The sequence below is a fragment of the Mesorhizobium sp. M7A.F.Ca.US.011.01.1.1 genome (assembly GCF_003998295.1).
In the GTDB taxonomy this organism is placed as follows: Bacteria; Pseudomonadota; Alphaproteobacteria; order Rhizobiales; family Rhizobiaceae; genus Mesorhizobium.
On the sequence record NZ_RZRT01000024.1, the window covers coordinates 50738 to 72192 of the forward strand.

The 21455-nt window shown below is 61.7% G+C and carries 23 protein-coding genes and 1 pseudogene; 6 read left to right on the forward strand and 18 right to left on the reverse strand.

Translation table 11 applies throughout. The features are described from left to right. Nucleotides 1-6 precede the first annotated feature (6 nt). The 3 genes from EOA13_RS21050 to EOA13_RS21060 all read right to left on the reverse strand — a co-directional run bounded on the left by EOA13_RS21050 (nt 7) and on the right by EOA13_RS21060 (nt 2584). Complete coding sequence (locus EOA13_RS21050) at nt 7-285, reverse strand: DUF4031 domain-containing protein (protein ID WP_127295548.1); 279 nt, start codon at nt 283-285, stop codon at nt 7-9. A 59-nt stretch (nt 286-344) separates the two neighbouring features. Further along, nucleotides 345-1643: a hypothetical protein gene (locus EOA13_RS21055; protein ID WP_127295550.1), complete on the reverse strand. Its 1299-nt coding sequence runs from the start codon at nt 1641-1643 to the stop codon at nt 345-347. A gap of 113 nt (nt 1644-1756) precedes the next feature. Next, nucleotides 1757-2584 carry a cell envelope integrity EipB family protein gene (locus EOA13_RS21060; protein ID WP_127295552.1) on the reverse strand — a complete coding sequence of 276 codons (828 nt, stop codon included), beginning with the start codon at nt 2582-2584 and terminating at the stop codon, nt 1757-1759. A 138-nt stretch (nt 2585-2722) separates the two neighbouring features. Between EOA13_RS21060 and EOA13_RS21065 the strand changes: the two genes are divergently transcribed. The 4 genes from EOA13_RS21065 (at nt 2723) to EOA13_RS21080 (ending at nt 5728) form a co-directional block, all read left to right on the forward strand. Continuing rightward, the gene (locus tag EOA13_RS21065) at nt 2723-3187 is read left to right on the forward strand and encodes a RidA family protein (protein WP_023812941.1); all 465 of its coding nucleotides are present in this window, start codon (nt 2723-2725) and stop codon (nt 3185-3187) included. Between the two features lie 14 nt (nt 3188-3201). Next, nucleotides 3202-3930: a glycerophosphodiester phosphodiesterase gene (locus EOA13_RS21070; RefSeq protein ID WP_127295554.1), complete on the forward strand. Its 729-nt coding sequence runs from the start codon at nt 3202-3204 to the stop codon at nt 3928-3930. A 50-nt stretch (nt 3931-3980) separates the two neighbouring features. Next, nucleotides 3981-5195, forward strand: coding sequence for a GNAT family N-acetyltransferase (locus EOA13_RS21075; protein WP_127295556.1), 1215 nt, complete (start codon nt 3981-3983; stop codon nt 5193-5195). Between the two features lie 98 nt (nt 5196-5293). Further along, complete coding sequence (locus tag EOA13_RS21080; protein ID WP_127295558.1) at nt 5294-5728, forward strand: HIT family protein; 435 nt, start codon at nt 5294-5296, stop codon at nt 5726-5728. Between the two features lie 2 nt (nt 5729-5730). Here the strand turns inward: EOA13_RS21080 and EOA13_RS21085 are convergent, their stop codons facing one another. From EOA13_RS21085 to EOA13_RS21105, 5 genes and pseudogenes are all read right to left on the reverse strand, one after another. Further along, the gene (locus EOA13_RS21085; RefSeq protein WP_245490440.1) at nt 5731-6726 is read right to left on the reverse strand and encodes a phosphatase PAP2 family protein; all 996 of its coding nucleotides are present in this window, start codon (nt 6724-6726) and stop codon (nt 5731-5733) included. 90 nt (nt 6727-6816) lie between these two features. Then, a pseudogene (locus EOA13_RS21090) lies at nt 6817-7356 on the reverse strand (chloramphenicol phosphotransferase); the annotation flags it as partial. A gap of 79 nt (nt 7357-7435) precedes the next feature. Continuing rightward, nucleotides 7436-9904 carry an ATP-dependent Clp protease ATP-binding subunit ClpA gene (gene clpA / locus EOA13_RS21095; RefSeq protein ID WP_127295562.1) on the reverse strand — a complete coding sequence of 823 codons (2469 nt, stop codon included), beginning with the start codon at nt 9902-9904 and terminating at the stop codon, nt 7436-7438. Between the two features lie 6 nt (nt 9905-9910). Next, nucleotides 9911-10240, reverse strand: coding sequence for an ATP-dependent Clp protease adapter ClpS (clpS, locus tag EOA13_RS21100; RefSeq protein WP_023812950.1), 330 nt, complete (start codon nt 10238-10240; stop codon nt 9911-9913). A 297-nt stretch (nt 10241-10537) separates the two neighbouring features. Then, nucleotides 10538-10867, reverse strand: a complete 330-nt coding sequence (locus EOA13_RS21105; RefSeq protein WP_013531776.1) for a phasin family protein — start codon at nt 10865-10867, stop codon at nt 10538-10540. 285 nt (nt 10868-11152) lie between these two features. Here EOA13_RS21105 and EOA13_RS21110 point away from each other — a divergent pair, with 285 nt between their 5' ends. Next, on the forward strand, nt 11153-12562 hold the full coding sequence (locus EOA13_RS21110) for a D-alanyl-D-alanine carboxypeptidase (RefSeq protein ID WP_127295564.1): 1410 nt from the start codon (nt 11153-11155) through the stop codon (nt 12560-12562). 46 nt (nt 12563-12608) lie between these two features. On the opposite strand, the gene EOA13_RS21115 is transcribed toward EOA13_RS21110, so the two are convergent. From EOA13_RS21115 to EOA13_RS21130, 4 genes are all read right to left on the reverse strand, one after another. Further along, on the reverse strand, nt 12609-13307 hold the full coding sequence (locus EOA13_RS21115) for a DnaJ domain-containing protein (RefSeq protein WP_127295566.1): 699 nt from the start codon (nt 13305-13307) through the stop codon (nt 12609-12611). Then, nucleotides 13307-14038 carry a VWA domain-containing protein gene (locus EOA13_RS21120; protein ID WP_164780220.1) on the reverse strand — a complete coding sequence of 244 codons (732 nt, stop codon included), beginning with the start codon at nt 14036-14038 and terminating at the stop codon, nt 13307-13309. The genes EOA13_RS21115 and EOA13_RS21120 overlap by 1 nt, the downstream gene beginning before the upstream one ends. An 84-nt stretch (nt 14039-14122) precedes the next feature. Next, a complete protein-coding gene (locus EOA13_RS21125) occupies nt 14123-14560 on the reverse strand; it encodes a DUF1489 family protein (protein WP_013531780.1) in 438 nt (145 codons plus the stop codon). A gap of 76 nt (nt 14561-14636) precedes the next feature. Continuing rightward, nucleotides 14637-16040 (reverse strand): L-serine ammonia-lyase, encoded by a 1404-nt coding sequence (locus tag EOA13_RS21130; RefSeq protein WP_127295570.1) that lies wholly within the window; start codon nt 16038-16040, stop codon nt 14637-14639. A 179-nt stretch (nt 16041-16219) separates the two neighbouring features. Between EOA13_RS21130 and EOA13_RS21135 the strand changes: the two genes are divergently transcribed. Beyond that, nucleotides 16220-16933 (forward strand): DUF599 domain-containing protein, encoded by a 714-nt coding sequence (locus tag EOA13_RS21135; protein ID WP_027161543.1) that lies wholly within the window; start codon nt 16220-16222, stop codon nt 16931-16933. On the opposite strand, the gene EOA13_RS21140 is transcribed toward EOA13_RS21135, so the two are convergent. From EOA13_RS21140 to EOA13_RS21165, 6 genes are all read right to left on the reverse strand, one after another. Then, nucleotides 16912-17703 carry a YdcF family protein gene (locus EOA13_RS21140; RefSeq protein ID WP_127295572.1) on the reverse strand — a complete coding sequence of 264 codons (792 nt, stop codon included), beginning with the start codon at nt 17701-17703 and terminating at the stop codon, nt 16912-16914. The genes EOA13_RS21135 and EOA13_RS21140 overlap by 22 nt on opposite strands. 125 nt (nt 17704-17828) lie before the next feature. Continuing rightward, the gene (locus tag EOA13_RS21145) at nt 17829-19394 is read right to left on the reverse strand and encodes an amidase family protein (protein ID WP_023812956.1); all 1566 of its coding nucleotides are present in this window, start codon (nt 19392-19394) and stop codon (nt 17829-17831) included. Then, entirely contained in the window at nt 19394-19849 is a 456-nt protein-coding gene (locus EOA13_RS21150) for a GNAT family N-acetyltransferase (RefSeq protein ID WP_023812957.1), read from the reverse strand. The genes EOA13_RS21145 and EOA13_RS21150 overlap by 1 nt, the downstream gene beginning before the upstream one ends. Before the next feature lie 8 nt (nt 19850-19857). Continuing rightward, on the reverse strand, nt 19858-20145 hold the full coding sequence (gene gatC / locus EOA13_RS21155; protein WP_023812958.1) for an Asp-tRNA(Asn)/Glu-tRNA(Gln) amidotransferase subunit GatC: 288 nt from the start codon (nt 20143-20145) through the stop codon (nt 19858-19860). Between the two features lie 118 nt (nt 20146-20263). Beyond that, nucleotides 20264-20680, reverse strand: coding sequence for a hypothetical protein (locus EOA13_RS21160; RefSeq protein ID WP_127295573.1), 417 nt, complete (start codon nt 20678-20680; stop codon nt 20264-20266). Nucleotides 20681-20704: 24 nt separating this feature from the next. Further along, nucleotides 20705-21412 (reverse strand): metal-dependent hydrolase, encoded by a 708-nt coding sequence (locus EOA13_RS21165; RefSeq protein ID WP_127295575.1) that lies wholly within the window; start codon nt 21410-21412, stop codon nt 20705-20707. Nucleotides 21413-21455 lie beyond the last annotated feature (43 nt).

Consider the following 21455-nt stretch of genomic DNA (forward strand, 5'->3'; position numbering starts at 1 on the left):
CCTGCGTCAGCGCTTTATCTTCCCGTTCGGCACCCGCACCCGCCGGAAGACCGCGACGATCTCCTCGCGGTTGCATTCGATGGCGCCGAGCCGCACCGCACGATCACGCTCGAAGCCCGTTATGTCATAATGCGGCGCCGAAGTCTTGGGCGGTCCCTGGTACGATGAACGCTTGACGCCGAGCCGGGCGGCAAAGCGATGCAACTCGTCGGTGTCGTCGGCCAACAGATGGCACCAGCGATGGCCGGCCCAGTTCCAGATCGCTGCGTCGACATAGACTGCCATGAGGCTTGCTGTCTGCCTTCCATCCTTCACGACAGTCGGCCACATGGCCCGTCCGTCCGTCAGTGACGATAGAATGGATTCGGATAGAAAATGAAGCTGCCTTTGGCCGCAAGCTCGGTCACGGTGCTGGTGACGGTTTCCTGCATACGACGGTGCAGCTCGGCAACCGCATCGTCGATCGAGCCCGGATATTCATGCAAGCCAAGTGGATCGGGCACCCGGATATGGGCGCAACGCGGTCCGGCCGGCTGCGGAATGAACCGGTTGATCGTGTCACGCAGTCCGCCCCGGCAATAGTCGTTGCGGACCCGCTTCAGATGTTCGGCGGTCTCCTCCTGGGTGATGCGCGGGTTGGCCGCGGCCCAGGGCCCGACGCGTTGCAGCCTCTGAATTGTGTCGGCGAGCGCGCGGACCTGCCTTTGCCGTTCCGGATCGTCGGTGTTTTCGCGCTGCCAGCGACGCGCATGCCGCAGAAGCTCTGCGGTGTCGGTGATGGCAGCGTCGAATGAGATGCTTTCGCCGAGTCGGCGGCCAAGTTCAGCAACCAACGCCTGCCGGCGCTCGGCATAGGTTGCGCCTTCGTCGGATGGCATGCCCGATGCTGCTTCATCGCGGGCCAGCAGCGTCGAATAGACATGGTGGATGCGCTGCGGCAGCGTATCGGTCGCCTGGCGTTCTATTTTGAGGTTTTTCTCGACATAGGCGCATTCCTTCGCCAGCGCCGCTTCGACATTCCCGGTGAAGGCCAGCTTCCAGACGACTGGCGCGATCCAGACCTTGAAATCGGGATCCGTGGCCCGACCGCGCTTGAGGGCCTCCAGCCCCATCTCGACGGCACCCGGCAGCAGGGGCGCAACGACATTGCTATGCCAGCCGACGCCACCTTCGGGATGCAGCAGCACGCCATGGCCTTTCAAGGCCCAGGCGACGGAGTGTTCCTTCGCTGCCCCGCTGTTGCCGGGAATCTGGGCGATCAGATTGTTGGCCAGCCAGAACTTCTGCATCAGCCGGCCAAGGCCGTTGACGACACCGTTCGTCGCCCATGAGGCGGTGAGCGGGCTGACCTGCGACACAATCTCCTTGTCGATCATCCAGTCGGTGAAGAACTCGGGATGATTGGGCGTGATGAAGGTCGCCTTCTCTGCCCCGCAACTGGCCTTCAGCCGCTCAAGATCGGCGTGGGGAAGGTCGATATGGCGGACATTTGAGACGCCGCGCAGACCGGCCAGGCGATTGAACGGCAACAGATCCCGAAATCCGGGAACTCCGCGCAGCATGACGATCCGGTTGACGGATGTCATGGCCCTGATCAGTGCCGGGTTGGGCCGCGGCGCCACGAATGTATCGATCCTGCTCAAGCTGATCCCCCTCGCGCCTGGACGCTGGGAGAGGTTGAGAGACGATTGCGGCACGTTCAAGTCGATCGTTATGACCACGCCGTGTCGTGGTAAATCAACTGCCTAGACCGGCACTATTTGGCGGGACAGGGTTTCGTCTGGTCGAACAGCGACAGGTTGACCAGCTTGCCGGTCATCGAGAAGTCGCCATAGTCCATGACGAGATCGCGGGTGATGCCGTTCTCATGCAGCTTGAAGCTGATACGGTATTCCGGCACCTCTTCGCCCGTCTTGTTGGTGTCGTCGAAATAGGCGATGTCGACCGGCCAGTATTTGTCGGTGGCGAGCTTTGCCAGCGCCGAAGCTTCCGGGTCGGCCTTATCGGCATCGGTTTTCTTGCCGACCACGACGGTGGTGGTCATCACCTTGTTGGCGTCTTCGGAACCATCGAACAGGTTCGTTTCGTAAAAATTCTCGCCCTTTTCGGCCTTGCCGATCAGCTCGACCAGATGCTGGGTCGGGAATTGGGTTGTCGCCAGTTCGACGCTGTTCTTTTCAGGCTTGTCGATATCGACCTTCAGGCCCTTGGTCTCTTTCGTGGCGATGCCCCTGACCTCCTTGTCGAGATTCTGGTCGACGAAGGATTTTGTCACGAACGAAAAAGTCTTGCCTTCGGCGTCCTCGAAAGTGGTCGTCTGCTGGTCGGTCAACCTGGTGTTGTCGGCGGTGACGATCTGGGTGACGAAGCGGAATTTCACCGTATAGCCTTCGCAGGCCGAGCCATTGAACTCATAGACCATGCGGCCGGATATGCCCGTGATGCCGGACTGATCGGACGCTTTTTTCAGGGTAAGATCATAAACGGCGCGGTGGGCTTGCAACGCCGGCGCTGCGAAGGCAGGGCCTATCGAGAGGGCTCCCGACAACAGGACGGCATGGAATGCGAGGCGCGTTGCGCGCATGAGGTACTCCGATCGTCGCGACTGATGGCAGGCCGCAGGGAAAGATGGTCCAGCTTAAAAAAAGTCGTGGCGGAAGCGAGGCAAAAATAGCAATTTCGGCCCGGCCGGCGCGGCGTCACCAAGCAATAGGGAAATACCATGAGTGAAACAATCGAAAAGCGGCTAAGCGATCTGGGTGTGACGCTTCCCGTCGCCGCCGCGCCCGCCGCCAACTACGTGCCCTACTGCCGGACCGGCAATTTGCTGTTCACCGCCGGGCAATTGCCGCTCAAGGACGGCAAGCTGCAGGCGAGCGGGCTGTTAGGCCGCGATCTCGATACCGCGGGCGGCAAGGACGCGGCAAAATACTGCGCGATCAACATCCTGGCGCAGGCCAAGGCAGCACTCGGCGACCTCGAGAAGATTAGCCGTCTGGTGAAGATCACCGTTTTCGTCGCCTCGGCACCTGAGTTCGTCGAGCAGCATCTGGTTGCCAACGGCGCCTCCGATTTCCTGGTGGCGGCCCTTGGCGAACGTGGCAAGCATGCGCGCTCCGCCGTCGGCACCGCCTGCCTGCCGCTTAATGCCGCAGTGGAAATCGAAGCCGTCTTCGAAATCGAATGAGCCAGGGGATAGATATGACCGACCTATCCTGGCTGACCGCCCGGCCCGTCGCCCATCGCGGCTTCCACGACATGAACAAGACGCGCTGGGAAAACACGCTGTCGGCCTTCGCCGCGGCCGCCGAGCGCGGCTATGCCATCGAATGCGATGTCCACCTGTCGTCCGACCGCGTTCCAGTCGTCATTCATGACGGTGATCTCAAGCGCCTGACCGGCCAGGATGGTTTCGTCTGGCAGCGTACCGCAGCTGAACTCGCGGCGCTCAGGGTCGGTGGCACGGCGGACCATGTGCCGACGCTGCAGGAAGCGCTCGACCTGGTGAACGGCCGCGTGCCATTGGTGGTCGAGTTGAAAGGCACGCCCGGCTATGACGAAGGCCTGGTGGCAAGCGTCGGCAAGATGCTCAAGCGCTACAAGGGCAAAGCGGCGATCATGTCGTTCGACCACTGGCTGGTCCGCGATTTTCCGAAGGACGCGCCGGGTATCCCAGGGGGGCTCACCGCCTACGGCAAGGACGTCGGGCTGATCGAGGCGCATTTCGCCATGCTGGCGCATAAGATCGCCTTCACCTCCTATGCCGCAGGCGACCTGCCGAACCCATTCGTCAGCTTCGTGCGCGAAAAGCTGAAAATGCCTGTTATCACCTGGACGGTGCACGACCAGCCGGCGGTCGACCTGACCTTCAGATATGCCGACCAGATGACGTTCGAGGGGTTCGAGCCCGATCTGGTCAAAGTCGCATGAGTGTCTGAAACGTGACTTGTACCAGGCCGGACGGAGCTTAAATAAGCCTCATGGATCAGGGCGACGAGGGCGACGGACAAACGGCCAATGCGGACTATTCGATCCGCGTCGCCGCTGGCATTGGCGCCTTCACCTGTGATGAATGGAACAGCTTTGCCGGAACCGCGCGCGGAGATTCAGAAACCAGTTACAATCCTTTGGTTTCCTTCGCTTTTCTAAGTGCGCTCGAAGATTCTGGATGCGCCGTGCGGCGTACCGGCTGGCAGGGCCATCACCTCAGGCTGGAGGACGGGCAAGGCAGATTGCTGGGCGCGGTGCCCTGTTATCTCAAATCGCACAGCCAGGGCGAATATGTGTTCGATCATGGCTGGTCGGATGCCTTCGAGCGCGCCGGCGGCCGTTACTATCCCAAACTGCAAAGTGCCGTGCCGTTCTCCCCGGTCACCGGCCCTCGCCTGCTGGTCAGCAAAGGCGAGGACAGCGCCAAAGTCAAGGCCGCTCTCGCGGCGGGCCTGAAGGCAGTGACGCAAAAACTCGGCGTCTCTTCCGCGCATGTCACCTTCGCGCAAGAGAGCGATGTGGAGGTGCTGGAAGCGGCAGGCTTCCTGCACCGCACCGACCAGCAATTCCATTTCTTCAACGAAGGCTTTTCGACCTATGACGACTTCCTCGCCACCCTTGCCTCGCGCAAGCGAAAGGCGATGAAGAAGGAAAGGCGTGAAGCGCTTGCCCCAGGCATTTCGATCGACCGGCTGACCGGCAAGGACCTCACGGAGAAGGCCTGGGACGATTTCTTCGCCTTCTACATGGACACCGGCAGCCGCAAATGGGGTCGGCCCTATCTCAACCGTCAATTCTTCTCGCTGATCGGCGAGCGCATGGCCGACGACATCCTGCTGGTGATGGCCAGGCGCAATGGGCGCTATATCGCCGGCGCCATCAATTTCATCGGCTCCGACGCACTCTATGGCCGCAACTGGGGCTGCATCGAGGACCACCCTTTCCTGCATTTCGAGGTCTGCTATCACCAGGCGATCGACTTCGCCATCGAGCGCAAGCTGAAAGTGGTCGAGGCGGGCGCGCAGGGCGAGCACAAGCTGGCGCGCGGCTACCGGCCGGTGACCATGCATTCCGCGCACTACATTGCACACCCAGGCCTGCGCAATGCCGTCGCCGATTATCTCAGGCGCGAACGCCACGAGGTGGAGCGGATGAGCGAATATCTCGAGGGGCACACCCCGTTCCGCAAGGATCTCGAGGAGTAGCAACAGGGCTGCCTGACGAGCAGGGCTGACTTCGCCCGATCGTCTTGTCGATTTTCCACCGTTTCGCTACACGAAAGGCACAATCCGGAGCGTTCACCATGACAGAGGCCGCCTACGATACCGACAACATCTTCGCCAAGATCCTGCGCGGCGAAATTCCTTCGCACCGCGTCTACGAAGACGAAGCGGTCATCGCCTTCATGGATGTGATGCCGCAGGGGCCAGGCCATACGCTCGTAGTGCCGAAGGTGCCGTCGCGCAACCTGCTTGACGCCGATCCGTCAATTTTCGGTCCGCTTTTCACGGTCGTTCAGAGGATAGCACAGGCGGTAAAAAAGGCCTTCAGTGCCGACGGCGTCACCGTCATGCAGTTCAACGAGCCGGCCTCGGGGCAGACCGTGTACCACCTGCATGTGCATGTGATCCCGCGCTTCAACGGCGTCCCGCTGAAGCCGCACACGGGCGAGATGGAGAAGTCGGAGGTGTTGGCCGAAAACGCCGGTAAGATACGGGCGGCGCTGACGACGAATTGACGTCAGGTCTCGATCGCCGGCACGGCGTATCCAAGCCGAGGCAGACGGCGATCTTGTGCTTCGAACACCCGCAGCCCGAGCCACCAGGATATCACCGTGATCACGGTTCCGCCGAGCACATCCATGAGATTGTGCCCGCCATGGATCAGAATAGCCGGCAGCAAAGCGGTGTTGACGAGAATCAGCGCGAGACGCGCAAGCCTGTACGGCCAGATTGCGATTAGAGACATCAGCGCCATCACCGTGTGAAATGAAGGGAATCCCACAAGCCCCGTCACCTGCAACTCTGAAATGTCTGTGACGCCCTCAACCAGCAGCCGATTCAATTCCGAACCGTAAGCTGAATTGACCACCGGCCGAACGATCCGGTCGATTTCAGGCGCCAAGGTCCAATAGGCGGACGCCCCGCTGGACGGAAACAGCGCCCAGCAAAAGATGGTGGCCAGAGATCCGAATACCGTCGCCAAGGCTGCCGCGTGCAGCCGCCGTCGATCGTTGGCCATACCCAGGAAGAGAAAGGCAAACAGGATCTGGGCCAGCGTCAGGGTATAGACCTGCCTGAGAATGTCCGAGAGGCGTGGATAACGGGAAATCCATGCACAGGCATCAGGCCAGGAATAGCCGAGCCAAGCATCCATCCGCACGAGCGTAGCGTCGATCGGCGCGAAAGGCCGCGGCAAGAGCAGAAGGTTGAAAAGCGCGGCCGGCACTGAATAGAAAACAAACAGGGCCAGAACGTGTGTGGAGAGCGCGATCCGCTCAGCCTTGCGAACACGACGGTAGAATTGGCCAATGGCAATCATCACAACCGCAAAGCCGACGGAAAAACCATAACCGTCAAGCGCGAGGGTAACGTTCTTGTCCCAGGCAAGGAACATGCAAACGGCAACCAGCGCCAACGCGACAGTCAGGATCGTCCGTTCTGCGGGAAGTAATACCATTGTCGAAAAATGGCCGGATGGCGTTAATTTGGAGTGAAAAAAGCCGTCGGATGGCAATTCTGACCCAGGACGACCGATGCCATAACAAGGACGGGTCCGAAAGCCTTTGAAACGCCGTCAACTCCGCCGCCCCGAAGAAAGCCACAGGCGGATCGCATCCGCGCATTGCACAGGGTTCAGGAGCGAGGTGTCGACCTCCAGATCGTATATGCCTGGCCGGTGAACCTCTTCCTGCCACAGACGCACGGGCAATGGCACGGGATCGTCGGGCGAGCCGGTCACATATCTCTTGTCCGTCGCGCTCACCGCTCGCCTCTCCATGATGATTTCGATCGGACAGCGAACACCGACAAGCAGCACCGGCAGGCCGGCGAGACGGCGAGCGCAATCGGCCACAATGTGAAGTGGTCTCGAATAAGCATCGTGATGGCCGACATCCGCAACGACATTTAGCTCCAACCGGCTATGAGCGGCTATCGATTCGTAGAGCGCGGCGTACAATCCGGGCACGGAGGCCTCAAGGTCCGGACGCTCGCCGCCAGGCCGCAATCCTATCCCAGGCCGATAGCGTGGCGGCGTGGCCTGCTCGTAGACGTCGACACCGAGATTGAGCCAGACACCGTCGAAGCTCTCCTGAATAGCCCTCGCGATGCTTGATTTTCCCGATCGCGGCGCGCCGTTCAGGATATGATCTGCCCGGCCATGCGTCCTCCCGCTCCAATGAAAAAAGCCCCGTTTCCGGGGCTTTTTTCGACTTTCGTCAAGGTCAGTTCTTTCGGGGCAGTTGCGGCACGAGGCTGCGCTTGCCGCCGTCCTTGCCCTTGGCTTCGGGCTTCTGCGCCACCAGCTTCTTGGCCGCGGGCTTTTTCGTCACGGCCTTTCTGGGCTTCGGCGTTTCTTCCGGCTCTTCCTTCTTCGGCTTCACCGGCGCCTCGTCGGCGAGCGATTCGAGCTTCAGGCCGGTCTCGCCGGTTTCCTTCTTCTCGACGGTGACGCGCACCGTGCCGCCCTTCTTGAGCTTGCCGAACAGCACCTCGTCGGCCAACGGCTTCTTGATGTGCTCCTGGATCACACGGCCGAGCGGCCGCGCTCCCATGCGCTCATCATAGCCCTTGTCGGCGAGCCAGGCGATCGCATCCGCCGACAGGTCGAAGGTGACGCCACGCTCGGAAAGCTGGGCCTCGAGCTGCATGACGAACTTCTGCACCACCTGATGAATGACCGGCACCGGCAACGAGCCGAAGGGGATGATCGCATCGAGACGGTTGCGGAATTCCGGCGTGAACAGCCGGTTGATCGCCTCGACATCGTCGCCTTCGCGCTTGGTCGAGCCGAAGCCGATCGCCGCGCGCTGCGCATCCGACGCGCCCGCATTGGTGGTCATGATCAGGATCACATTGCGGAAGTCGATCTGCTTGCCGTTGTGGTCGGTCAGCTTGCCATGGTCCATAACCTGCAACAGGATGTTGAACAGGTCCGGATGCGCCTTCTCGACCTCATCGAGCAACAGCACGCAGTGCGGATGCTGGTCGACGCCGTCCGTCAAAAGACCGCCCTGGTCGAAGCCGACATAGCCGGGAGGCGCGCCGATCAGCCGCGAGACGGTGTGGCGTTCCATATATTCCGACATGTCGAAGCGGATCAGCTCGACGCCGAGCGACGCGGCCAACTGCTTGGCCACTTCGGTCTTGCCGACGCCGGTCGGGCCGGAGAACAGGTAGGAGCCGATCGGCTTCTCCGGTTCGCGCAGGCCGGCACGTGCCAGCTTGATCGCCGAGGTCAACGCGGTGATCGCGGTGTCCTGGCCATAAACGACGCGCTTCAGCTCGATATCGAGACCCTGCAGCACCTTCTCGTCATCGGCCGAAACCGTCTTCGGCGGGATGCGGGCCATGGTGGCGATCGTCGCCTCGATCTCCTTGATGCCGATCGTCTTCTTGCGCTTGGCTTCCGGAACCAGCATCTGCGAGGCGCCGGTCTCGTCGATCACGTCGATCGCCTTGTCCGGCAGCTTGCGGTCGTTGATGTAACGTGCCGACAGCTCCACCGAGGCCTTGATCGCCTCGTTGGTGAACTTCACCTTGTGGAACTCCTCATAATAGGGCTTGAGGCCCTTCATGATCTCGATGGCGTCCGCGATGGTCGGTTCGTTGACGTCGATCTTCTGGAAGCGCCGCACCAAAGCACGGTCCTTCTCGAAGAACTGGCGGAATTCCTTGTAGGTGGTCGAGCCGATGCAGCGGATCGCACCCGATGACAGCGCCGGCTTCAACAGGTTGGACGCATCCATGGCGCCGCCTGAAGTAGCCCCTGCGCCGATGACCGTATGGATCTCGTCGATGAACAGCACGGCACCGGGATAGTCCTCGAGCTCCTTGACGACCTGCTTCAGCCGTTCCTCGAAATCGCCGCGATAGCGCGTGCCGGCGAGCAGCGTGCCCATGTCGAGCGCGAAGATGGTGGCGTTGTGCAGCACTTCGGGAACGTCGCCCTCGACGATGCGCTTGGCCAGACCCTCGGCGATCGCCGTCTTGCCGACGCCGGGATCGCCGACATAGAGCGGGTTGTTCTTCGAGCGGCGGCACAGCACCTGAATGGTGCGGTTGATCTCGGACTCGCGGCCGATCAGCGGGTCGATCTTGCCGGCCTTGGCCTTGTTGTTGAGATTGACGCAATAAGCCGTCAGCGCATCCTGCTGCTGCTTCTTCTTGCCGCCTTCCTCTTGTGGCTCGGCGCCGTTCTGGCCGCCCTGCTCGTCATCGGCACCGCGCGGCGAGCGTGTCTCCGACGCGCCCGGACGCTTGGCAATGCCGTGCGAGATGTAGTTGACCGCGTCGTAGCGGGTCATCTGCTGTTCCTGCAGGAAATAGGCGGCATGGCTCTCGCGCTCGGCGAAGATGGCGACGAGGACGTTGGCGCCCGAAACCTCCTCGCGGCCAGACGACTGCACATGGATCACCGCGCGCTGGATGACGCGCTGGAAACCGGCGGTCGGCTTGGAGTCCTCGTCGTAACCGGTGACGAGGTTGTCCAGTTCGGTGTCGATATAGGTGAGAACGGTGTGCTTGAGCTCATCGAGATCGACATTGCAGGCGCGCATGACGGCGGCCGCCTCGGTGTCGTCGATGAGCGCGAGCAGCAGATGTTCTAGGGTTGCATATTCATGATGCCGCTCATTGGCGAGCGTCAGCGCCTGGTGAAGCGCCTTTTCCAGGCCTTGGGAGAAAGCCGGCATGTTACCTCACTTCTTCTCCATCACGCATTGCAGCGGATGCTGATTCTGTCGGGCGAAATCCATGACCTGGGACACTTTGGTCTCGGCCACCTCGAATGTATAGACCCCGCACTCGCCCACTCCATGATTGTGAACATGAAGCATGATGCGTGTGGCGGCTTCGCGATCCTTCTGGAAAAAACGCTCCAGCACGTGAACCACGAACTCCATCGGAGTGTAGTCGTCGTTGAGGATGAGGACCCGATAAAGGCTGGGCTTCTTGGTCTTGGTTTTGGTGCGCGTGATGACGGCCGTCCCACGGCCGGCCCCATTGCCGTTACCGTCGCCGTCTTGCATCCGCACCACTCGTCTCGTGGCAGTCAAACCGATCGTCACGTATTCCTGCCTCTTTCGATTCCCCATGCGAGTTCGACATGTAGGTGTTCGATGTACGATTTTAAGCCCTTCTGGTTAGCTGACAATATGGCTAGGTCACCAAACTTGGACGATTTTCGCAATCGTGAAGGGGCGCGAGGCTCTGGAACGGAAATTGACACGAAAAAGCCCGGCCGCGTTTCCGTGGCCGGGCTTTTTCTCGGGTTCAAAGGCTGAATCTGGGGTCACGTCAGGCGAAATCAATTCGCCCGGGCAAAATTACTTTGCCTTGGCAACGATCGATTCGAATGGCTTGTAAGCTTCCTTGGCGAGTTCGGCATAGAGATCGCCGATCTTGGTGGCCTCGGCGACGAACGCCTCATAGGACTGCTTGGCGTAGTCCGACTGGATCTCGATCGCCTTTTCCAGCGACTTGGCTGAAAACAGCTTCTCCACAGTGGCGCTGCCGGTTTCAAAACTCTTCTTGGTGTATTCACCAGCTTCGGTGGCAATCGCCTGCGCGCCCTTGGACAGCGACGCAAAGCTCTTCAATCCGGTGTCGGCGAACTCTTTGCCGTATTTGCTGAAGTCCTCATAGGTCTGGGTCATTTCACGATTCCCTTGACGGTTGAAGCGTCCTTCTTCGGGGCGCCCTTGTGCAATGCAAGATAATATATTGTGCGCCGCACAAAAGTCAAGATTTCGGGGGCTTGCGGACCCGCCTGCGCAGCCAATGGCTAAAAATCGAATAAAGAGAGCTTCAAGCCCGAAGAAAATGGTGAACGCGGCGGTTACCATAAACGGATTGGTAACACTGCGCCGGTAGCTTGACCGGAAGCGAGGCAGGACCCTTTGCCGCCTCCAACGCAACGAAGAAATCCAAGGGAAGTACCAGTGCGTAAGGCGTTGTTGGGCATCGTTTCAAAATCCACCTCCCCTCTCAAAACGATGATCATCATCGCCCTGGCGATGACATTCGTTTTTGGCGACGTTGCCTCGTCGCTGGCGGCCAGGCAGGCGGCCATCGTCGTGGATGCCAAGACCGGCAAAGTGCTCTACTCCGCCGACGCCAACGGCAGGCGCTATCCGGCTTCGCTGACCAAGATGATGACGCTGTATCTGACCTTCGAAGCGATGGCGAAGGGCAAGATCAGCAGGAACACGCCAGTGGTGTTTTCCGCCAAGGCCTCCGCCGAGGCGCCGACGAAACTTGGCGTGAAGCCGGGCGGTTCCGTCACGGTCGAGACCGCGATCCTGTCGATCGTCACCAAGTCGGCGAATGACTCGGCCACCGCGCTCGGCGAAATGCTCGGCGGCAATGAAACCACTTTTGCCCGCATGATGACCGCCAAGGCGCGTGCGCTGGGCATGAACGGCACCGTATTCCGAAACGCCAATGGCCTGCCCGACCCCGGCCAGTTCACCACCGCGCGCGACATGGCAACGCTCGGCATCGCACTGCGCGAGCATTTTCCCCAGTATTACGGCTACTTCTCGCAGCGATCCTTTCTCTACGGGCGCCAGCGCATCAACGGCCACAACCGTCTGCTTGGACGCATCAAGGGCGTCGACGGCATCAAGACGGGCTACACCCGCGCCTCCGGCTTCAACCTCGTCTCATCGGTTTCCGATGGCAATCGCCGCATCGTCGGCGTGGTCATGGGCGGCACCTCGGGCGGCAGCCGCGACAATCAGATGGCCAGCTTGATCAACACCTATCTGCCGAGGGCGTCGACTCGCGGTGGCGGCGATCTGGTCGCCAAGGCCGGTGGCAACAACCCGATCACCGCCCTTGCCAAGGTTCTCCTGCCCAAGCATGACGCTCCGACACCGGACGACAAGCCTGTCATAGCGCAGGACGATGCCACCGTTGCCGAGGACGCCACGGTCGCGGAAGACGATACCGCGCAGGCCGAAGAAGCAGCCCCCGTCGTCAAGACCAGAAAGGTCAAGACCGTCATCGTTTCAGCCCCCCAAGTCGCGACGGCCCAGGTTGTAGCGGCCTATGCCGAGCCGACGCCGGCGGCTGTCGACCCGGTCAACACCGCGTCGGTGCCTTCGGGTTGGGCCATTCAGGTCGCCTCGTCGCCCAAGCAGTCCGAGGCCCAGGCCTTTCTCGACAAGACCACCAAGGAGGCGCCCAAGGTGCTGGCGGACGCTTCCGGTTTCACTGTCGCCTTCGACAAGGATGGCGTCACCTACTACCGCGCCCGCTTCGGTGGCTTCGGTTCGAAGACCGCCGCCTGGAAGGCCTGTACCGCTTTGAAGAAGAAGAACATCGAGTGCTACGCCGTCCAGCAGTAGGACGGCGTGCAAGCCATCTCCCGGAAAAATTCTGCGTCGAAGGAGACTAGTTGTGATTGGAGAGCAAGACGTCCTTGGCTTCGTTGATCCGCGCCGCCAGGAAAGACGTGCCGCCGACATCGGGGTGCAGGCGCTGCATCAGGCGGCGGTGCGCCTTGCGGACATCCGCCGCGGCGGCCCCCGCTTCAAGACCAAGGACCTTGTAGGCCTCCTCCTTAGTCATGGCGCCCGGACCTGGCGCAACACCCAGCCCTTCGCCACCGTTCGTCTCAGCGTTTTTGCGCCAGACGGGAAATCTGCCGTCAAGATACGTCTCTAGCAGCTGTCGGCTCTCCGGATCGCCGGAGAGTTCGCGGTAGAGGTGTTGCAATTCCGCCAGCCCCATCGCGCCAAGCATCTTGCCTTCGTGGCGGCCAGCCAGGACCAGTCCTTCGAGGCCGCCAGTATCGTGATCGAGTTCCATTTCCAATGCCGCTGTGCGCACTGTCGAGCGTTTGCCCGGTGCAAGCCCGGCCGGCTGGCGTTTCATGCGCATGGAACCATACCAGGCAATTGCGCCGGTGAGAATCATGCCGCCGATGCCTTCCCGGCCGACCACAAGCACGGCGACGCCGACAAGTGCCAGAAGAGCCGGCCCGAGCGTTCGCAGCGTGCTCGCCAGTTTCGCCGGCTCGGCACGCAGAAAGATCGTCACCGCGCCGAGGAGCAGCAGAAGCAACGCTACAAAAGCGATGATCGCGCCCATTATTTTCCGCCGACCCGCAGATACTCGATCATCAGCCGGTCTTCCGGCCTGCCCCTGGCTTCGAGCGCCTTCAACCCGCCTGTCGCAAACACGGCGACGGCCGAAAGCAGTCCTGCCAGGGTCGCGGCAGCCCGCCGATCAAATCTAAACCAAGCCCCCTTGGACAGCCGCGCAATCTCTTTGAACGCCTTTTCTGCGCCGGAATCATGGCCTTCCTGAAACACGAAGACGGGAACGCCATGAAGGCCGAGGCTGCCGGCCTTTTCGGCCAGATCGTCGATATTCTCTTCCATCGCATCGCCGATGTAGACCAGCGCATTGACCTTGGCGGCCGCCGTCTGTTTCAACGCATGCGTCAGGACCTTGCCGATCTGGGTGTGGCCGCTGCGGCATTCGATCCGCGTCATCAGCTGCTTCAAGGCATTGGTGTCGCTCACGAAAGCGGACGAACGGCACTCGCCGAGACCACGAAAATAAACCAGTTGCACGCTTAGGGTTCCGGCCTTGCCGACAGCGTCGAACATCTGGCCTTGCAGCTCACAAGCCAGATCCCAGGTCGGCTGGCGGCTCATTGTTGCGTCGAGAGCAAGGATCAGCCTGCCCGAACCGGTCGCCGACGCGGCAAGTGTCCTCGCCTGACGAATGAAGGCGTCGATCTCGCCGGCGTTGGATTGAGGCTTGATCGGCGCAGGATTGGTCCTCGCTGGCACAGGCTGCTTCTTATCGCTCATGAAAAACAAGATGTGGCGTTGCCACATCGCTTGCAAGCCCCACATCGGGCAGTGCAAAGGGCCAGGCGGTGATGCCACCTGGGGTCAGAGCAGACCGAGATCGGCCAGCTCGCGCCTGAGTTTCGGCGGCATCTCGATCAATCCGGCCTTGCCCTTACCCAGATCGAGCGGCGCGTCCGCCGGCTTCAGGTAGCGCCAGCCCTGAAAAGCCCGGCGCGGCTGCCAGTCGGTGCGTACAACCTCGGGGTCGAGTATCAGATGGCAACGGCCTATGCCTTCACTGTCGGTGAACGGCCGGATTTCGGTGATCAACTGGCGGCACTGCACATTGCCTTTGATCACCCAATAGAGCGAACCGCCATCGGTAACCTCGGCGCCGCGCGTCGGCATCATACGGGTGGTGTGATACTGCTCGACCGGCTCACCGGCGCGCCGCCGCTCGTCGAGGCGGAAGGCGATCCACTCTTCGAGATCCTCGACGCTGTCGCAGCCGACACAGAGTTTTATGAGATTGAGAGACATCGCTTAAGGTTAGTCCTGCACGCGAACGCGTCAACGACCGGATCGACTTCTCCACAGTGGCGGTTTAGGCCAGCCTTCAGCACTCCACGACGTTGACTGCAAGCCCGCCAAGGCTGGTTTCCTTGTACTTCTCGTTCATGTCGAGGCCGGTCTGGCGCATGGTCTCGATCGCCGCATCGAGCGGTACGAAATGGATGCCGTCGCCCTTGATGGCCAGTGACGCTGCGGTCACCGCCTTGACCGCGCCCAGCGCATTGCGCTCGATGCACGGCACCTGCACCAGCCCGCCGACCGGATCGCAGGTCATGCCGAGATGATGTTCGAGCGCGATCTCGGCGGCATTCTCGACCTGCTCGGGCGTGCCGCCCATGACGGCGCACAGGCCGGCCGCCGCCATCGCCGATGCCGACCCGACCTCGCCCTGACAGCCGACCTCGGCGCCCGAGATCGATGCGTTGGTCTTGATGATGCCGCCAACGGCGGCAGCCGTTAGCAGGAAATCACGAATGCTCGGCTGGTCCGCCTCGGGATGGAAATGCAGCCAGTAGCGCAGCACCGCCGGCAGCGTGCCGGCAGCGCCATTGGTCGGCGCGGTGACGACGCGGCCGCCCGCGGCATTTTCCTCGTTCACGGCCATGGCGTAGATCGACAGCCAGTCATTGGCGAGCAAAGGATTGGGCTTGTTCTGCTGCCACTGCTCCTGCAGCTTATCGTGCAGCATGCGGGCACGGCGGCGCACCTTCAGCCCACCCGGCATGATGCCATCCTGCGACAGGCCACGGTCGATGCAGCCCTTCATGGCGCTCCAGATTCCGTCGAGGCCGGCGTCGAGCTCCTCGCGCGTCATCTGCGTCTCCTCGTTGACGCGTTTCATGTCGGCGATGGAAAGGCCGCTTTTGCCGGCCATGGCCAGCATCTCGACCGCATTCTTGAACGGATAAGGCACTTTCTTGCCTTCGGTTGTCACCGAACCCTTGGCTTTCATCCGCTGCAGTTCTTCTTCGGAAACCACGAAGCCGCCGCCGATCGAATAATAGATGCGCTTGAGCAGCAGGCGGCCGCCGGAATCATAGGCGTAGAACGCCATGCCGTTGGCGTGACCGGTGAGCGGCGTTTTGCGGTCCAGCACCAGATCGGTGGCCGGATCGAAGCGATAGGCGGGATGGCCGGGCGGCGAAATGCGCTTTTCGGCGGCGATGCGGCTGGCAATGCCATCGGCCTGGTCGGGATCGACCGTCTGCGGCGTCAGGCCGGCAAGGCCGAGCATGACGGCGCGATCACTGCCGTGGCCAATACCGGTGTAGGCGAGTGACCCGTGCAGACTTGCGCCAAGCCGGTCGACCTTGACGCCCGCCGGACGCGGCCAGTCATTTCCCGCGACCTCGTCGAGAAACCGCGCAGCGGCGGTCATCGGCCCCATCGTGTGCGAACTCGAGGGTCCTATGCCGATCTTGAACAGGTCGAAAACCGAAAGGAACACGCGGCGTTGTCTCCTGGCGTCAGGTCGATGACTACATATAGGAATTCCCACGATGTTTCCGCTCTTTTGGAAATCGCGGCGCTGCATCCGCCGACCTTGTTTGCTCCGGCAGCGACATTGGTGCCTATCGCTGTAGGCGGACATCGAAGCGATCGCGCTGAATGTGCTAAATTCAGGCCATGGGCGATTCCCTCGATCTTTCGACAGCCGATCTCGCGGCGCTGGCCTTCTTCCTCGTCGCGTGGCTGCTGCACACGTTCGCCTCCGACGGCAAGCTGGTCAGCCGCATGTCGCTGACGACGGCGATGAATGCACAGCGGCAAGCCTGGATGCGGACCATGGCCGAGCGCGAGATCCGCATCGTCGATACCGCCATCATGAGCGGTCTGCAGCAAGGCACCGCCTTCTTCGCCTCCAGCTCGCTGATCGCCATCGGCGGCTGTTTTGCCCTGCTCGGCGCATCCGACCGGGTTCTTGAAGTGCTCAGCGACCTGCCCCTAGGTGGCGCGCCGTCGCGCGCGGCCTTCCAGATAAAGGTGTTCGGGCTGGTGCTGATCCTGGCGTTTTCGTTCTTCAAATTCGGCTGGGCGTACCGGCTGTTCAACTATTGCACGATCCTGATCGGCGCCGTGCCGATCCCGCATGGCGAAGCCTCACGCAATCCGGTCACCGAAACGGCGGTGTGGCGTGCGGCGCAAATGAACATGCTGGCCGGAAAGCACTTCAACTCCGGCCTGCGCGGCGTGTTCTTCTCGATCGGTTATCTCGGCTGGTTCGTCGACCCAATGGTGTTCGTGTTGTCGACGCTGTTGCTGCTGGCCGTGCTGGTGCGGCGCCAGTTCTTCTCGGCCGCCAGGCAGGCGGTGATCGGTCAGCCGCCTGGAAAAGGTTGATCGATCCGACCTGACAGCCAATAGGCAAAAAGCCCGATCCATTCGCGGATGGCCATGGTGGTGGCCTGCAGCGAATCGGCTGGATTGTCGCGGAACAGCCCGATGCCTTCTTTGCCCGAGGTGCGATAGTCGACCGGCCAGGGAACGGTGGCGAAGCCGGCCTTGTCGAACAGCGCCTTGGCGCGCGGCATATGGAAGGCCGAGGTCACGAGCAGCCAGGTCTCGCCGGGCTTCGGCGTTACAAACTCCTTGGTGAAGACCGCGTTCTCATAGGTGTTGCGGGACTTGTTCTCCAGGATCAGACGATCGGCGGCCACGCCAAGCGCGGTGAGCAGGCGCGGCGCGGTTGCGGCATCGCCCTCGCCATCGAGAAACAACGCGCCGGTGCCGCCGGAGACGACCACCTTGGCGGTAGGAAAGCGCCGGGCCAGAACTGCGGTCTCGACCATCCGATCTCCGCTGCTGTTCAACTCATAGCCGCCGCGCGCCAGATTGATGGCGCCCTCGAAGCCGCCGCCGAGCACGACGATGCCGTCGACCTTTGCCGGCAGCGGCGGGCGCGCGAAGCGCTCTTCCAGCGGATTGAGCATCATGGCGCCGAGCGACGTCCACGCTGACAGCGCAAGGACCAGAAATGCCAGCACGCTGCCGGTAGCCGCCAGCCGCCGGCGCCCGATCATGGCCGCGAGCAATCCCGCCAGCAGCAGGAAGATCGCCAGGTTCAGCGGCTGGATGAAGAACCAGAAAATCTTGGACAGGTAGAAGAACATCGCTCACCCCATTGCAGCGCCGCGCGGGCGTGGGCGCTCAAAGGACGCTAACACTTTGATTTCGCGCAGGATCCTTTCGAAAATCGATTCCGACTTTCAGGGCACGCGCTAGACGAGCGACGTCCCTACCACCACTTCTCCGGCTGGAACGTGCCTGCGGCCTGCTCGATGACGGCAGCGGTCTGGAACAGGGTTTCCTCATCGAACGGCCGGCCGATCAGCTGCAGGCCGAGCGGCAGGCCCTTGGCGTCGAGCCCGGCGGGCACAGCGATGCCCGGCAGGCCGGCCATGTTCACAGTGACGGTGAAGATGTCGTTCAGGTACATCTTGACCGGATCGGCAGCCATGTCCTCGTCGGCGATGCCGAAGGCGGCGGACGGCGTTGCCGGGGTCAGGATGACATCGACGCCGGCGGCGAAGACAGTCTCGAAATCCCGCTTGATCAGATTGCGCACCTTCTGCGCCTGCAGATAGTAGGCGTCGTAATAGCCGGCCGACAGCACATAGGTGCCGATCATGATGCGGCGCTTGACCTCGCGGCCGAAACCCGCGGCGCGGGTCTTCTCATACATGTCGACGATGTCCTTGCCCGGCACGCGCAAGCCGTAGCGGACGCCATCATAGCGGGCGAGGTTGGACGAAGCCTCGGCCGGCGCCACGATGTAATAGGCGGGCAGCGCGTATTTTGTATGCGGCAGGGAAATGTCGACGATCTCGGCGCCGGCGTCTTTCAGCCAGGCAATGCCCTTCTGCCACAGCGCTTCGATCTCTTCGGGCATGCCGTCGACGCGGTATTCCCTGGGAATGCCGACCTTCATGCCCTTGATCGGCTTGCCGATCACCGCCTCATAATCCGGCACCGGCCGGTCGACCGACGTCGTGTCCTTCGGATCGACGGAGGCCATCGATTTCAACAGGATCGCGGCATCGCGTACGTCGCGCGCGATCGGGCCGGCCTGGTCGAGCGACGAGGCGAACGCGACGATACCCCAGCGTGAGCAGCGGCCATAGGTCGGCTTGATGCCGACCGTCCCGGTGAAGGCGGCCGGCTGGCGGATCGAGCCGCCAGTGTCCGTCGCGGTCGCGCCGGCGCATAGGAAGGCGGAGACTGCCGTGGCCGACCCGCCAGAAGAGCCACCCGGCACCAACTGCGCATTGTCCAGGCTGCGCACGGTCCTCGTGCCGCCGGCCGAAACGAAGCCGCCGTCGCCCTGATGCGTCGTCGGCATCACCGCAGTATCGAGGCGCGAGCGCCGCCACGGATTGATGACCGGGCCATAGTAGGACGTCTCGTTGGACGAGCCCATGGCGAACTCGTCCATGTTGAGTTTGCCGAGCATAACGGCGCCGTCGGCCCACAGATTTGACGTAACGGTCGATTCGTAGCGCGGCTTGAACCCGTCGAGCACATGGCTGCAAGCCTGCGTGTGGACGCCTTCGGTGCCGAACAGGTCCTTGATCCCCAACGGAATGCCTTCCAGCGCACCGCCCTCGCCCTTGACCAGCCTGGCGTCGGACGCCTTGGCCATGTCGCGCGCCTTGTCGCCGGTCACGGCGACATAGGCATTGAGCGCCGGATTGGCGCGCTCGATAGCGCCGAGATAGGCCTCGGTGATCTCGGTCGCGGTGATTTCCTTGTCGCGCAGCTTGGCGCGGGCCTGTGAAATCGTCAGCTGGGTCAGGTCGCTCATCAAAGGCTCTTTTCGTAAAACACCGACCACTCAGAATCGGGATAATCCAGCACCGGGCCGCAGCGCGAAAACCCGGCGCGTTCGTAGACTGTCCACGCCGCGGGATGACGATCGCCCGTCTCCAGCACCAGGCGCTTCAGCCCCTCGTTGCGCGCCAGCGATTCGACCCGCTCAACGATTTTCGCGCCGATCTTCTGCCCGCGATGCGACGGCCTGATATACATGCGCTTGACCTCGCCAATGGCGCCGTCATGACGCTTCAGCGCGCCGCAGCCAATGGCCAGGCCATTATCGCGGGCGATGAAAACCGTCGTGTCCTCACCGGCCATCTGCTCGACCGTCAAATGGTAGCAATGCTCCGGCGGCGTCAGTTCGAGCAAGGTCTCGTTGAGTTCCGTGACCAGCCTGCGCACGTCGTCCTGGAGCGGCTTCTCAATGGCGATCTCGATTGCCATCGGCCGACTTACTCCACGACCTTCGGCACGAGGAAGAAATTCTCTTCGGTCGCCGGCGCGTTAGCGACAATGTCGGCCGCCTTGCCGCCGTCGGTGACGACATCGCTGCGCTTCTTCATGTCCATCGGCGTCACCGAGGTCATTGGTTCGACACCGGAAACATCGACCTCGTTCAGCTGCTCGACGAAGCCCAGAATGGCGTTCAGCTCGCCGGTCATCCGTTCGGCATCTTCTTCGCTCACCGCGATGCGGGCGAGATGCGCCACGCGCTTCACTGTCTGAAGATCTACGGACATGTTTTTGCCTCGGGGAAAACCAGTTCGGGCTATAGCGGCGCCGCGCGCGCTGCGCAACATGCATCGTGCGAGAGACCAGGCTGTGCCGGCGGCCCGCCCGTGGGCCCTCAGAATACGTCTATGGCGGAGCAACGCCTTCGCACAGATAGTAGCTGCCGCTGTTGCCGCTTGCTTCGCTTTCGTCGTCGACGGGCCGAACCGACACGAGATCGATCTGCTTGGCGTTCATTTGCGTCACGGAGAGAACGTCGGGAAAGACATAACCCGGTTCCTGGCAGATGGCCGTCACCGCCCAGCTCGGCGAAGCCGTGGCCTTGCTGATCTGCAGAAACTCGCAATTGTATTCGACGCTCTGCAGGCCGTGCGCCGAAAGCACGATGTTGCCTGCGTCGATCAGCGTTTGCAGCGTGTCCTTTTTGGCCTGTTTGCAAAGCTCCTCGGATTGCAGGTAGAGGCCCTCGATGAAATCATCCGCAGCGAGCGCGGGCGACGCCGCGACCAACATCGATACACAAAGAGATTTCCTCAAAGCCATGGTCTTATTCCGCTTTCGCCACGCCTAGATCGTAATCGTCTCACCGATATCAGGCGATGCCACCGTCACGCCGGACCCTTCCATGCCGGCCTCGAACTTGTCGGCGGTGGGGTCGATCATCGGAAACGTGCCGAAGTGACAGGGAACCACGGTATCGAATTTGAAGAAGCGCCGGCAGGCAAGTGCAGCCACAGCGCCGCCCATGGTAAAGCGGTCGCCGATCGGCACCAGGCCGACCTTGGGTTCATGCAACTCGTTGATCAGCGCCATGTCGGAGAAGATGTCGGTGTCGCCCATGTGATAGAGCGTCTTGTCTTCCGGGAAATGCAGCACGAGGCCGCCCGGATTGCCGAGATAGGTGTTCTGGCCGCCCTCGCCCGGGAACGAGGATGAGTGCAGCGCCTGGACAAAAGTGGTGGTGAAGCTGCCGCAATCGACGGTGCCGCCGATATTGCCCGGGTTGATCTTCTCGTCGCTGACACCCTTGCCGACCAGATACATGCAGATCTCGAAATTGGCGACCAGTTGGGCGCCGCTTTTGCCGAGCACTTCCACCGCGCCGCTGATGTGGTCGCTGTGGCCGTGCGTCAGCAGCACATGCGTGATCCCCTCGGCTGGTCCTTCCCAGCCGCCGGTCCAGGACGGATTGCCGATCAGATAGGGATCGATAAGGATCTTGGCATTAGCGGTCTCGATGCGAAAGGCCGAGTGGCCGTACCAGGTCAGTTTCATGAACGCATTCCTCGATTTTTGGCTTGCCAAAGGATAGAACGCC